This is a genomic window from Cellulomonas sp. NPDC055163 (assembly GCF_053607065.1).
Genome location: NZ_JBSGSU010000005.1, coordinates 171,821 through 185,696, shown reverse-complemented (window position 1 = coordinate 185,696; position 13,876 = coordinate 171,821). Strand labels below are relative to the sequence as shown.

At 74.8% G+C, this 13,876-nt stretch carries 9 protein-coding genes; 5 read left to right on the top strand and 4 right to left on the bottom strand.

Annotated elements, in window-relative coordinates:
- Nucleotide 1: 1 nt before the first annotated feature.
- Nucleotides 2-550, top strand: coding sequence for an adenine phosphoribosyltransferase (locus ACWFNE_RS11350; RefSeq protein WP_452122526.1), 549 nt, complete (start codon nucleotides 2-4; stop codon nucleotides 548-550).
- Between the two features lie 114 nt (nucleotides 551-664).
- Nucleotides 665-2,980, top strand: coding sequence for a RelA/SpoT family protein (locus ACWFNE_RS11345; protein ID WP_452122525.1), 2,316 nt, complete (start codon nucleotides 665-667; stop codon nucleotides 2,978-2,980).
- On the opposite strand, the gene ACWFNE_RS11340 is transcribed toward ACWFNE_RS11345, so the two are convergent.
- The 3 genes from ACWFNE_RS11340 to ACWFNE_RS11330 all read right to left on the bottom strand — a co-directional run bounded on the left by ACWFNE_RS11340 (nucleotide 2,929) and on the right by ACWFNE_RS11330 (nucleotide 6,689).
- Entirely contained in the window at nucleotides 2,929-3,618 is a 690-nt protein-coding gene (locus ACWFNE_RS11340; RefSeq protein ID WP_452122524.1) for a hypothetical protein, read from the bottom strand. The genes ACWFNE_RS11345 and ACWFNE_RS11340 overlap by 52 nt on opposite strands.
- A 246-nt stretch (nucleotides 3,619-3,864) precedes the next feature.
- Nucleotides 3,865-5,910: a DUF349 domain-containing protein gene (locus ACWFNE_RS11335; protein WP_452122523.1), complete on the bottom strand. Its 2,046-nt coding sequence runs from the start codon at nucleotides 5,908-5,910 to the stop codon at nucleotides 3,865-3,867.
- Nucleotides 5,907-6,689, bottom strand: coding sequence for a peptidylprolyl isomerase (locus ACWFNE_RS11330; protein ID WP_452122522.1), 783 nt, complete (start codon nucleotides 6,687-6,689; stop codon nucleotides 5,907-5,909). The genes ACWFNE_RS11335 and ACWFNE_RS11330 overlap by 4 nt, the downstream gene beginning before the upstream one ends.
- Nucleotides 6,690-6,857: 168 nt before the next feature.
- On the opposite strand from ACWFNE_RS11330, the gene ACWFNE_RS11325 reads away from it, so the two are divergent.
- On the top strand, nucleotides 6,858-7,661 hold the full coding sequence (locus ACWFNE_RS11325) for an MBL fold metallo-hydrolase (protein WP_452122521.1): 804 nt from the start codon (nucleotides 6,858-6,860) through the stop codon (nucleotides 7,659-7,661).
- A 326-nt stretch (nucleotides 7,662-7,987) separates the two neighbouring features.
- On the top strand, nucleotides 7,988-9,760 hold the full coding sequence (gene aspS / locus ACWFNE_RS11320) for an aspartate--tRNA ligase (RefSeq protein ID WP_452122520.1): 1,773 nt from the start codon (nucleotides 7,988-7,990) through the stop codon (nucleotides 9,758-9,760).
- A 99-nt stretch (nucleotides 9,761-9,859) separates the two neighbouring features.
- Here aspS and ACWFNE_RS11315 read toward each other — a convergent pair whose 3' ends face one another.
- Nucleotides 9,860-12,094 (bottom strand): MMPL family transporter, encoded by a 2,235-nt coding sequence (locus ACWFNE_RS11315; protein WP_452122519.1) that lies wholly within the window; start codon nucleotides 12,092-12,094, stop codon nucleotides 9,860-9,862.
- A gap of 124 nt (nucleotides 12,095-12,218) precedes the next feature.
- Here ACWFNE_RS11315 and ACWFNE_RS11310 point away from each other — a divergent pair, with 124 nt between their 5' ends.
- Entirely contained in the window at nucleotides 12,219-13,697 is a 1,479-nt protein-coding gene (locus ACWFNE_RS11310; RefSeq protein WP_452122518.1) for a replication-associated recombination protein A, read from the top strand.
- Nucleotides 13,698-13,876 lie beyond the last annotated feature (179 nt).

The following is a 13,876-nucleotide window of genomic DNA, read 5'->3' as shown; positions in this document are numbered from 1 at the left end:
GATGACGGCGCTCGGCCTCACGGGCCCCACCCTGCTCGCCCGCGTCACGGAGCTCATCCGCGACGTGCCGGACTTCCCGACGCCCGGTGTCGGCTTCAAGGACATCACGCCGGTGCTCGCCGACGCGGAGGCCTTCTCGGCGGTCGTCGCCGAGATGGCCGCCCGCGTCGACGGGCCGGTCGACCTCGTGGTCGGCATGGAGGCACGCGGGTTCATGTTCGCGGCGCCCGTCGCCGTGGCGCTCGGGGCCGGCTTCGTCCCGGTGCGCAAGGCCGGCAAGCTCCCCGGCCCGACGGTGTCGCGCGAGTACAGCCTCGAGTACGGCTCGGCGACCGTCGAGCTGCACCCCGCGGACATCCCGGCGGGCGCGCGGGTGCTCGTGGTCGACGACGTCCTCGCCACGGGCGGCACGGCCGCCGCGACGGTCGAGCTGCTCGAGGCCTGCGGCGCCGAGGTCGTCGGTCTGACGTTCCTCGTCGACCTCGAGTTCCTCGGCGGGCGTGCGCGCCTGCAGGGTCGTCGTGTCGAGGCGCTGCTCGGCGTGAGCTGACCCCGTCCCGCCGTACACTTCACGGATCGGGTCGGTGGGGACCCGGCGGGCCGCCCCTTGCACCGGGTGCGGTCCGACGGGCGCCCGTCGGATGGGCGCGGGAGGGGGTGTGCGATGAGCGACGAAGCACGCCAGGAGCCGCAGACGGCGCCCGCGGAGGCGATCGCCGGCGGACGGGTCCGCTCGCGGCTCGCGCGCTTCAGCACGCGCGCCCCGGGGACGTCCCCGGCGCTCGAGCCGCTCCTCCAGGCGATCCGCACCAACCACCCCAAGGCCGACCTCGGGGTCATCGAGCAGGCGTACGTCGTCGCCGAGCGCGCGCACCGCGGTCAGATGCGCAAGAGCGGCGACCCGTACATCACGCACCCGGTCGCGGTCGCGACGATCCTCGCGGACCTCGGCATGACGCCACCGACGCTCGCCGCGGCGCTGCTGCACGACACCGTCGAGGACACCGAGTACTCCCTCGACCAGCTCCGCACGGAGTTCGGCCCCGAGATCGCCATGCTCGTCGACGGCGTCACCAAGCTGGACAAGGTGACCTACGGCGACGCCGCGCAGGCCGAGACGGTCCGCAAGATGGTCGTCGCGATGTCGCGCGACATCCGGGTGCTCGTCATCAAGCTCGCCGACCGCCTGCACAACGCGCGGACCTGGAAGTTCGTCGCGTCGGCGTCCGCGGAGCGCAAGGCCCGCGAGACGCTCGAGATCTACGCCCCGCTCGCGCACCGGCTCGGGATGAACACGATCAAGTGGGAGCTCGAGGACCTGTCGTTCGCGACGCTGTACCCGAAGGTCTACGACGAGATCGTGCACCTCGTCGCGGAGCGCGCTCCCGCGCGTGAGGAGTACCTCGCCGTCGTGCGCGACCAGGTCGGCGCGGACCTGCGCAGCGCGCGGATCAAGGCGACCGTGTCCGGCCGGCCCAAGCACTACTACTCGATCTACCAGAAGATGATCGTGCGCGGCCGCGACTTCGCCGACATCTACGACCTCGTCGGCGTCCGCGTCCTGGTCGACTCGGTCCGGGACTGCTACGCCGCGCTCGGTGCGCTGCACGCGCGGTGGAACCCGGTCCCGGGCCGGTTCAAGGACTACATCGCGATGCCCAAGTTCAACCTGTACCAGTCGCTGCACACGACCGTGATCGGCCCCGGCGGCAAGCCCGTCGAGATCCAGATCCGGACGCACGACATGCACCGCCGCGCGGAGTACGGCGTCGCCGCGCACTGGAAGTACAAGGAGAACGCGAAGAACCAGCCGGCAGCCACCGACGCCGCGGGCAACGACATGACGTGGTTGCGTCAGCTCGTCGACTGGCAGAAGGAGACCGCCGACCCGAGCGAGTTCCTCGACTCGCTCCGCTTCGAGATCGCCGGCGCCGAGGTGTACGTCTTCACCCCGAAGGGCGACGTCATCTCGTTGCCCGCCGGGTCCACCCCGGTCGACTTCGCGTACGCCGTGCACACCGAGGTCGGCCACCGGACCATGGGTGCCCGGGTCAACGGCCGTCTGGTGCCGCTCGACTCGGCACTGGAGAACGGCGACGTGGTCGACGTCTTCACGTCCAAGTCCGAGACCGCCGGGCCGAGCCGCGACTGGATGGGCTTCGTCAAGAGCCCCCGCGCGCGCAACAAGATCCGGCAGTGGTTCTCGAAGGAGCGCCGCGAGGAGGCCATCGAGCAGGGCAAGGACGCGATCGCGAAGGCGATGCGCAAGCAGAACCTGCCGATCCAGCGCCTGCTTTCGCACGAGTCCCTCGTGGCTCTGGCGAACGAGATGCGGTATGCCGACGTGTCCGCGCTGTACGCGGCCATCGGCGAGGGCCAGGCGTCCGCTGCGAGCGTCGTCCAGCGGCTCGTGCAGTCGATGGGTGGGGAGCCGGGCGCCGAGGAGGACCTGGCCGAGACCGCGCGGCCCGGGCACACCGCGCGTCGCATCCGCACCGGGGACCCCGGCGTCGTGGTCAAGGGCGTCGACGACATCTGGGTCAAGCTCGCGAAGTGCTGCACGCCGGTCCCGGGCGACGAGATCATCGGCTTCGTGACGCGCGGCGCCGGCGTGAGCGTGCACCGCACCGACTGCATCAACGTCGACGGCCTGCGCCAGCAGCCGGAGCGCATCGTGGACGTCAGCTGGACGCAGGGGAGCAGCGCGCTGTTCCTCGTGCAGATCCAGGTCGAGGCGCTCGACCGGAGCCGCCTGCTCTCGGACGTCACGCGGGTGCTGTCGGACCACCACGTCAACATCCTGTCCGCGTCGGTGTCGACGTCGCGCGACCGCGTGGCGATGTCACGCTTCGTGTTCGAGATGGCCGAGCCGTCCCACCTCGCGTCGGTGCTCGGGGCGGTCCGGAAGGTCGAGGGCGTGTTCGACGTCTACCGGATCACGGGCGCCAAGGCGTCCGAGGAGCCCGCGATCCGCGCCTGACCCGACTGCTCCACGGTGCGCGGCTGCCGCGCGTCGCCGCGCGGGTGGCGGCCGTCGGCCTCCGGGTCGGACGGCGGGGGACCCAGCGCGTCCAGGACCGACGCTGCGGCGAGCGTCCCCGCGTACCCGTGCAGCACCGCGAGCTCGGCCAGCGCGCGCTCGGCGTCGAAACCGGCCCGGACCAGGGGACCCAGCAGCGCGAGGGCGTCCTCGGGCGCGCACCACCGGGCGACGTCGAGGCCGGTGCGCTGGACCGTCGTGACGCGCACGCCGCCGAGGTCGAGCACGTCCTGCACGGGCAGCGCGCACTCGTACGTCGTGCGGGACGGGTGCGGGTCCGGCCGTCGGCTCCGCGGCGGCACGAGCACGTCGACACGGCGTGGGGCGTGCTCGCCGGTGTGCACCCACACCGCCGAGCGTCGCCCGACGACCGCGCGCGCCGGCACGAGCCCTCGGAAGGCCGCCGCGCGCAGGTGCGGACCCACGGGGACGTCCGACGGCACGGTGAGGTCACCCCAGACGGGTCGCGTCACCCCGTCACGCACCAGGGCGCGGTGCGTCAGCCCGCCGACGTCGGCCGGCAGGATCTCGAGCGGCAGCGGAAGGCCGGGCGGGGGCATCCAGGGTGTGGGGCGCACGGCCCCAGCATGGCGGCCGTCGCGCGGGCGCGTGCGGCCCGTGCACAGCCGGTGGCGGCACGGGACCGGCTGGCGCCGGCGGACGCGTGCGGCCTGTGCACAGCCGGTGGGCGGCGCGGCGACGGCCGGCGCGCAGCACCGTGGCCGTCGCTGGCCGCCGCCTGCCGTCGCGCGGCGTGCTCCGCTGCCGGACGCGCCGACGGGGCGGTGCGGGCCAGACGCCCGCACCGCCCCGTCGAGGACCGATCAGCCGCGTGCGTCCTGCGCGGCGCGCTGCACCTGCTCGAGCCACGCGCGACGCGCGTCGAGCGCCGCCTGGGCCTCGCGGATCCGGCGCTGGTCACCCTTCGTCTGCGCCTTGGCCAGGTCGTCCTCGAGACCGGCGATCGCCGCTTCGAGCTGCGCTGCGGCGCCCTCGGCGCGGGCGCGCGTCTCGGGGTTGCTCCGGCGCCAGTCGCTCTGCTCGGCGTCGCGCACGGCCGTCTCGACCGCACGCATGCGGGCCTCGACGCGCTGCACGTCGGCGCGCGGCACCTTGCCGGCGGACTCCCACCGGTCCTGGATGCCGCGCAGGGCCGCCTTCGCGGCACGCAGATCCGTGACCGGGACCAGGCGCTCGGCCTCGGCGAGCAGCGCCTCCTTGACCTCGAGGTTCGCGCGGAACTCGGTGTCGGTCGCGGCGGACGCGGCGTCGCGCGCGGCGAAGAACGCGTCCTGCGCGCTGCGGAACCGGGCCCACAGCGCGTCGTCGTCGGAGCGGCTCGCACGCCCGGCGGCCTTCCAGCGCGTCATGAGGTCGCGGTAGGCACCCGCCGTCGCGCCCCAGTCCGTGCTCGTCGCCAGGGCCTCGGCCTCGCGGACGAGCGCCTCCTTCGCGGCCTTGGCGCCCGCGTTGCGCGACTCGAGCTCGGCGAAGAAGTGCCGGCGCTCACGGTCGAACGAGGTGCGCGCGTGGCTGAACCGCTTCCACAGCGACTCCTCGGTCGGCCGGTCGAGGCGCGGGCCGTTGCGCTGGGCGTCCTTCCACTGGTCGAGCAGCAGGCGCAGCTGCTCACCGGCGGGACGCCACTGGATCCGGCTCGGGTCGGTCGACGCGATCTTCTCGGCCTGCTCGACGATCGCCGTGCGGGAGGCGACCGCCGCCTCGCGCGCGGCTGCCCGCTCGGCCTCCGCAGCGGCGCGGCGCTCCGCAGCGACCCCCCGCAGCGCGTCGAGCCGCGCACGCAGCGCCGCCAGGTCACCGACCGCAGCGGGCTCGGCGAGCTCGTCGGTCAGCTTCGCCAGGGTCTGGTCGATCTCCTTGACCGCGAGGTCCGTGGCACCGAGACGCGCCTCGAACAGCACGACCTTGGCCTGCAGGTCCAGGAACCGGCGCACGTACAGCGCGAGCGCCTCGTCGTGCCCGGCACCGGGGAACTGGCCGACCGCACGCTCGCCGGCCTCCTCCCGGACGTACACGGTGCCGTCCTCGTCGACGCGGCCGAAGGTCGCGGCGTGCGCGGCCTCGGCGGCGTCCTGGGGCGGGACGACGGCCGCGGAGACCACGGGTGCGCCGGCGGGTGCTCCCGCCTGCGGGGTCGCGACCGGCCGGGCCGACGGGCGGGGGACCGGGCGCGGGACCGGTCGCGGCGCCGGACGAGGGGCCGCTGTGGTGGCCGCCGCCGGCTCGGGGGCCGCGCCCGAGGTCGCGTCCGCCCCGGCGGGAGCGGAGCTCGCGGGCGCCGCTCCGTCCGCGGCGGCCGGGGTGTCGTCGGCGACGGTGTGCGCGGCTGCCGTGCTCTCGGCGACCGCGTCGGCCGCGACCGCGTCGGCCGCGACCGGGTCGACCGCGGGCGCGTCGTCGGCCGCGTCGGCGGGTGCCGCGTCCTCGGCAACCGCCGGCTCGACGGCCACCGCGTCCTCGGTCACCGTGTCCTCGGCCACCGTGTCTGCGGCCGCCGCGTCGTCAGCGCCCGCGTCGGCATCGCCCTGCTCCGGGTTCGCCGACTCGTCGGTGACGGCGTCGTCCGCGGCCGGGGTGGCGTCCGTGACGTCGTCGTCGGCGGTCGCCTCCACGGGCGCCACCTCGGCCGGCGTCTCCCCGGCGACGGGCTCCTCGTCGGGCACCGCGTCCTCAAGCGCCGGGGCCGCCTGGAACTCGCCGGCGTCGGCGACGTCCGCCGCGATCTGCGCGTCGAGGTCCTCGCCGCCGCCGGACGCGATGTCCTCGGCGGCGGGCTCGGGGCCCTCCGGTGGTGTGGACACCGCGACGTCGTCGGTCTCGGGCTGCCGGGCAGCCGGGTTCTCGGTCACTGGGTCTCCACTCCCTCGATGATGACGTCGGAGGCCGGTGCCGTTCCGTCGGCACCGATCCCGCCGTCAGCGATTGCCTGCACCACGTCCAGTCCGGAGGTGATGCGGCCGAACACCGTGTACCCGCCCGCTGCGTCGGACGGGATGGTCGAGTCCTCGTAGACGAGGAAGAACTGGCTGCCCATGGACTCGCCGCTGCCGCCGACACGGGCCATGGCGAGCGTGCCCGCGGGGTAGACGTCGTCCGCCGGGGCGTTCTCGATGGGGCCCCAGGTGTAGCCGGGGCCGCCCGTGCCGGTCGCGGTCGGGTCGCCGCACTGCAGGACGTGGATGCCCTCGGTCACGAGCCGGTGACACCTGGTCCCGTCGAAGTAGCCCTCGCGTGCGAGCGTCACGAAGTTGGCGACGGCCTGCGGGGCCGCGGCGCCGTCGAGCTCGAGGCCGACCGCGCCGGTGCTGAGCGTGAGCGCGCCGGTCCAGGTGCGGCCCTCGGCGGCGGCGGGGTCGGGGACGACGCCACCGTTGCCCGTGCGGGCGGGCAGCGCGCTCGCCGACGCCTCGGGCGCGGGGGAGCCGGTCGCGGTCGGTGCAGCGTCCGCGGCGGTGTCGTCGCGGGTGAGGATCATCGCGGACACCACGCCGAGCCCGAGCACGAGGACACCGACGAGCGACCCCGCGATGACCTGCTTGCGGCGACGTTCGCGGTGCGCGGCCTGACGCTGCTGCCACTTCTCGTAACGGCGACGCTCGTACTCACGCTCGCGCTTGCTGGACGACACGCAGACTCCTCGACGACGGGCGACCGGCTGACGCTGTGGCCTGCCGCGTCGCACTCTGGACCTCCGACAGTCTAGGCAGGGGACACCCCGCGGTCGCCACGCGGCGCGTCGTCCGGCGGCGCCGAAGGTCACGGTCTGGTCTCGGAGCCCCGCCGCTACCGTGGTGACGTGCAGATCCTCACCGTCGTCGCCCCTGTGTTCGGCACCAACTGCTACGTCGTGGTCGCCGACGACGGCACGTGCGTGGTGGTCGACGCGGGCGCCGGTGTCGCCGGTCCGGTGCGTGACGCGGTGGCCGCGCACGGCCTGCGGTGCGTCGCGGTGCTCGCGACCCACGGGCACGTCGACCACACGTGGGACGCGGCCGAGCTGTCCGAGGCGTTCGCCGTGCCGGTGCACGTGCACGCCGCCGACGCCTACCGGCTCGACGACCCGTTCGGCACGCTCGGGCTCGGGGCCTCGCACGACCCGGGCGGCCCGCTCGCGCAGGCGCTCGCCGCGTCCGGTGCGCGCCCGGAGTCCTACCGGCGCCCGACACGGGTCGAGACGTTCGGCGGCGCCGCGGGGAAGTCCGGCCGGAGCGCGGACGTGGTGCTCCGGCTCGGCGGGTCGCGCATCGTCGCCCGGCACGCGCCCGGGCACACCCAGGGGTCGACGCTGTACCTGCTCGGTGCGGTGCCCGAGGCGGCGGACGGGGGGCCGGCCGCCCCGGGACGAGGGTCGGCGGCGTCGGCCGGTGCTGCCGAGCAGCGGACCGGCAGCGGCCCCGAGCTCGTGGCCCTCACCGGCGACGTGCTCTTCGCGGGCACGATCGGCCGCACCGACCTGCCCGGCGGCGACGCGGCGGTGATGGCGGCGACCCTGCGGGAGGTGGTCGCCCCGCTCCCGCCGCACACCGTGGTGCTCCCCGGGCACGGCCCGTCGAGCCGGGTCGCGGCCGAGCTCGCCGGCAACCCGTACCTGGCCCGCTGACACCCCCCGTCGCACGCGCCGCTCAGCTCAGGTGCGGGTGCGCGGGGTCGCGCACCACGGCACGGTGCTCCGGGGCGTCGGCGGGGCCGAGCCGTGCGTGCGAGCACCAGCGTCCCGGACAGGTCCGGGAGCGGGGACGCGCGCCGAGGTCGCCATCCCCCGAGCCTCGCCCCGCGGCACCGTCGCCGCAACCGGGTGCGTCACGGCGGCCGGGCCTGCACGCCGCGACCCGGGGTATCGGGAGGTCGTCGGCCGGGCCCGCCCCACTAGACTCGTCCGGGCGCCCACGCGGCGCCATCCCCTGGACGTCCCGGAAGGACCCTCTCGTGCTCCGCACCCACTCCGCCGGCTCCCTGCGAGCCGAGCACATCGGTACGACCGTCACCCTGACCGGGTGGGTGGACCGGCGGCGCGACCACGGCGGTGTGGCCTTCATCGACCTGCGCGACGCGAGCGGCATCGCCCAGGTCGTCGTCCGTGACGAGCAGGTCGCGCACGGTCTGCGCAACGAGTACGTGCTCCAGGTCACCGGGGAGGTCGGGCGCCGTCCGGAGGGCAACGAGAACGCGCACCTCGCGACCGGCGAGGTCGAGGTCGTCGCGCAGGAGGTCGTCGTCCTCAACGAGTCCGCGCCGCTGCCGTTCCAGGTGTCGTCGGCGCTCGACGAGACGATCGGCGAGGAGGCGCGCCTCAAGCACCGCTACCTCGACCTGCGTCGTCCCGCTCCGGCGCGTGCGCTGCGCCTGCGCTCGCAGGCGAACCAGGCTGCCCGCCGCGTGCTCGACGCCGCGGACTTCGTCGAGGTCGAGACGCCGACGCTGACGCGCTCGACCCCCGAGGGTGCGCGCGACTTCGTGGTGCCTGCGCGGCTCGCTCCGGGCTCGTGGTACGCGCTCCCGCAGTCGCCGCAGCTGTTCAAGCAGCTGCTCATGGTCGCGGGCCTCGAGCGGTACTACCAGATCGCGCGCTGCTACCGCGACGAGGACTTCCGCGCCGACCGGCAGCCGGAGTTCACGCAGCTCGACGTCGAGATGAGCTTCGTCGAGCAGGACGACGTGATCGCGCTCGGCGAGAAGATCCTCGTCGCGCTCTGGGAGCTCATCGGGTACACGGTCCCGACGCCGATCCCGCGCATGACGTTCGCCGACGCGATGGCACGGTACGGCTCCGACAAGCCGGACCTGCGCTTCGGGCTCGAGCTCGTCGAGCTGACCGAGTACTTCGTCGACACCCCGTTCCGGGTGTTCCAGGCGCCCTACGTCGGCGCGGTCGTCCAGCCGGGCGGCGCCGCGACGCCGCGCCGCGGGTTCGACGCGTGGCAGGAGTGGGCGAAGCAGCGCGGCGCCAAGGGCCTCGCGTACGTCACCGTCGGCGAGGACGGCGAGCTCGGCGGCCCGGTCGCCAAGAACCTGTCCGAGGCCGAGCGTGCGGGCCTGGTGGCCGCCGTGGGCGCGAGCCCGGGCGACGCGGTCTTCTTCGCGGCGGGCACGGTGTCGGACGCGCGGGCGCTCCTCGGCGCGGCGCGGCTCGAGATCGGCCGGCGCGGCGGGCTCGTCGACGAGGACGCGTGGAACTTCGTGTGGGTGGTCGACGCGCCGCTGTTCAAGCCCACGGGCGAGGACGACGACGTCGCGGTCGGCGAGGGGGCCTGGACCGCGGTGCACCACGCCTTCACGTCGCCGACACCGGAGTGGCTCGACCGGTTCGAGGAGGACCCGGGCTCGGCTCTCGCGTACGCGTACGACATCGTGTGCAACGGCAACGAGATCGGCGGTGGGTCGATCCGTATCCACCGGCGCGACGTGCAGGAGCGCGTCTTCCGGATCATGGGGATCGGCGAGGAGGAGGCCCAGGAGAAGTTCGGGTTCCTGCTCGACGCGTTCCAGTTCGGGGCGCCCCCGCACGGCGGGATCGCGTTCGGCTGGGACCGGATCGTCGCGCTGCTGACGCGCTCCGAGTCGATCCGCGACGTCATCGCGTTCCCGAAGTCGGGTGGCGGCTACGACCCGCTGACCGGGGCGCCGGCACCGATCACCGCGGCGCAGCGCCGCGAGGCCGGCGTCGATGCGAAGCCGAAGGTCGCGCCGCCCGCGGAGTGAGCGGTCGCCGCGCCGGTCACCACCGGCGCGGCGGCTCCACCTGCCCCTCGCCGACGCGTCGCCCGTTCGGCTGGGGCGCCGCAGGTCCGACGCGCCGTGTCAGTGGTCGAGGCCGACGCGCGCGTGCAGGCGCCGCAGGAAGCCCGGCGCCCACCAGTTCGCGCGCCCCAGGACCGTCATCGTCGCCGGCACGAGCAGCAGCCGCACGACCGTCGCGTCGATGAGCACCGCGACCGCGAGGGCGAAGCCGACCTCCTTGATGACGAGGAGCTTGCCGGCGACGAAGCCCGCGAACACGACGATGATGATCGCCGCGGCCGACGTGATGATGCGCCCGGAGCGCTGCAGCCCCAGGCGCACGGCCTCGTCGTTGGGCAGCCCGGCGTCGTGCAGCTCCTTGATCCGCGAGAGCAGGAACACCTCGTAGTCCATCGCGAGCCCGAACGCGAACGCCACGACGAGCGCGAGCACGTACGTCTCGATGCCGCCGGTCGACTCGAAGCCCAGGAGCCCGGACAGGTGCCCGTCCTGGAACACCCACACGAGCACGCCCAGCGACGCCGCGATGGACAGCACGTTCGTCAGCAGCGCCTTGATCGGGATCACGACCGAGCCGGTCATGAGGAACAGCAGCACGAGCGTGGCGGCGGCGACGATCCCGGCGGCCCACGGCAGGCGCTCGACGAGCGAGTCCGCGAAGTCCATCTGGCCCGCGGCCTGACCGGTGACGAGCACCGGGAAGTCCGCGTCGAGGTCCCGGATCTGGCGGACGACACCGCGGGCGACCGCGTCGCCGGGGTCGGCCGTGTCCGGCCGCACGCCGATCACGACGTGCGCGCCGCTGGGCGACGGCGGGTCGACGGCCGCGACGTCGTCGAGCTCGGCGATCGACGCGGCCCACGCGGTGGCGGCCTCGAGCGAGGTCTCGGCGACCACGACGACCCCCGGTGACGACGCCGCCGGGTAGTCGTCGGCGAGCGCCTCGACGTACTCGCGCTGCGTGGTGCCCGTCGGGAGCAGCTGCGTCGTGGAGTTGCGCAGCTCGAGCTGCAGGAGCGGGAGCGCGAGCACCCCGAGCAGCACCACCGACCCGAGCATGACGACCCACGGGTGGCGCTGGACCCGGCTCGCGAGCCGGGAGAAGGCGCCCTCCTCGGACTGCACGTCCGCGGTCCGGGCCAGCAGCCCGCGCAGCCCCGGGACGCGCGAGACGAGCCCGGGGCGCACGAGCCGGCGCCCGAACAGCACGAGGATCGCCGGCACGAGGGTGAGCGCGGTCGCGACGGCCACGACGATCACCGCGACGCCCGCCGCCCCGAACGCCCGCAGGATGTCGGGACGGAACGCGAGCAGGCCGGCGATGGAGATCGCGACCGTCACCGCCGAGAACGCGACCGTGCGACCCGCCGTCGACATGGTGCGGGTCAGGGCGGTGACGACCGCGCCGTCACCCCGCCGCCGCCGGGCGCCCGCGCCGCCGTCCTCGTCGACGAGGTGATGCAGCTCCTCGCGGAACCGGGACACGATGAGCAGCCCGTAGTCGATCGAGAGCCCGAGGCCGAGGATCGTCACGACGTTGACCACGGACGAGTCGAGGTCCAGCAGGTAGGAGAACCCGAGCAGCGCCCCGAGCCCGCCCGCGATCGAGGCGATCGCCCCGACCATCGGCATCGAGGCCGCGAGGAACCCGCCGAAGACCAGGACCATGATGACGAGCGCGACGGGCAGCGCGATCGTCTCGCCGGTCGCGAGGTCCTCCTCGACCTGGCTCGTGATCGCCTCGACGATGAGCGTCGTCCCGCCGACCAGCCCGGTGGCCCCGGGGGAGACCGCCTCGAGCGCCGTGGGGACGCCGTCGAGGGTGCGCTCGACGGACGCGAGCGCCTCGTCCTGCGCGGCCTCGCCCAGCCCGGGCTCGAGCTCGACGACGACGAGGAAGCCCGTGCCGTCCTGCGCGATCAGCGGTGCGGCCGCCGGGTTCGCGGCGCCCTCCGGGAGGACGAGCGGGTCGATCACCGACGCGACGCCCTCGATGCCCGCGAGCTCCTCGTGCACCGGCGCGAGCGCCTCCGCGACGCCGGCCGTGGTCGGGTCCACCCCGCGCACCACGAGCGTCAGGCTCGCGCCGCGCGCGTCGGCGTCCCGCAGGATCTCGTTGGCACGCGAGCTGTCCGAGCCCGGCACCGCGGGCTCACCCGTGGAGAGCCGCTCGAACAGGTTCTCGCCGTGCACGCCGACCACGGCGAGGCCGAAGCCCAGCACCGTGAGGACGAGCCAGACGGCGACCGTGAGGCGGGGGTGGTGGGCGACCGTGCGGCCCAGTCTCTCGAACACGGCGTCAGCATCGCAGCAACGCGCGCGCGACCGCACACCGGACCGCGCACGGACGGCTCCCGTCCCCGCGCCGGGGGTCGCCCTGGTCACGGTGCTGTCGGCGACGGTGCGTAGGCTCGGCGCCATGGACCTGTTCGACGCGGTCAGCTCGACCGCGCAGGGGCTGCCCACGGTCTCGGCCGGTGCCCCTCTCGCGGTGCGCATGCGCCCCCGCACCCTCGCCGAGGTCGCCGGCCAGGGGCACCTGCTCGTCGCCGGCTCGCCGCTGCGGCGCCTCGTCGAGCCCGGGGCGGAGGCCTCGCGGCGCGCCGCACCCAGCTCCGTGGTGCTGTGGGGCCCGCCGGGGACGGGCAAGACGACGCTCGCCTACCTCATCGCGGCGACGTCGGGCCGGCGCTTCGTCGAGCTGTCCGCCGTGACCGCCGGCGTCAAGGACGTCCGTGCCGTGATCGACGACGCCCGGCGCCGCCTCGCCGGGGACGGCAGCGAGACGGTCCTGTTCATCGACGAGGTGCACCGCTTCACCAAGGCCCAGCAGGACGCGCTCCTGCCCAGCGTCGAGAACCGCTGGGTCACGCTCGTCGCGGCCACCACCGAGAACCCGAGCTTCTCGGTGAACTCCCCGCTGCTGTCCCGCTCGCTCCTGCTGACCCTGCAACCGCTCGGCGTCGAGGACGTCCGCGCCCTCGTGCGCCGTGCCGTGCTCGACGAGCGGGGGCTCGGCGGCGCGGTCACCCTCGACGAGGACGCCGAGGCGCACCTCCTGCGGCTCGCGGGCGGCGACGCACGCAAGGCCCTGACGATCCTCGAGGCCGCGGCCGGTGCGGCGCTCGCGGACCACGACGACAGGTCCGCCCCGAGCGCGGACGAGGACACCCTGCCCGCCGACCCAGCCGCGTCCGGGGCCGCACCCGAGGACGCCCGGGCAGGCGACCCCGTGCGCCCCGAGGGCGCCCCAGCCCCTGCCGTCGTCGACCTCGCGACCGTCGAGCGCGCGATCGACGTGGCCGCGGTCCGCTACGACCGCGACGGCGACCAGCACTACGACGTCATCAGCGCCTTCATCAAGTCGATGCGCGGCTCCGACGTCGACGCGTCCCTGCACTACCTCGCGCGGATGATCGCCGCCGGCGAGGACCCCCGCTTCATCGCCCGCCGCATCGTCATCGCGGCGGCCGAGGACGTCGGCATGGCCGACCCGAGCGCGCTGCAGACCGCGGTCGCCGCCGCGCAGGCCGTCGCGCTCATCGGCATGCCCGAGGCTCGGATCATCCTGGCCGAGGCCGTCGTGCACCTCGCGACCGCGCCGAAGTCCAACGCGGCGTACACGGGGATCGACGCGGCGCTCGCGGACGTGCGCGCGGGCCGGATCGGCTCGGTCCCGGAGCACCTGCGCGACGCGCACTACGCCGGCGCGAAGGAGCTCGGCCACGGGAAGGGCTACCGGTACGCCCACGACGCGCCGCACGCGGTCGCCGCGCAGCAGTACCTCCCCGACGAGCTGGTCGGGACGCGGTACTACGCGCCGAGCGACCGGGGCTTCGAGCGGTCCGTGACCGAGCGGCTCGAGCGCATCCGGGCGATCCTGGCGAGCGACGGCTGACGCGATTGGGTGCACCGGCCCGCAACCGTTAGTCTGTACAGGTTGCCCGGTGGGCGGCGGCACGGTGCAGCCCGGGAGACCGGGGAGCGCAGGCCGTCCCCACGAGCCGGACGACCACCTGGGGCCTTAGCCGCGCGACCGACACGGGTCGCGCACCGAAGGTCGGCCCCACCCCGCCG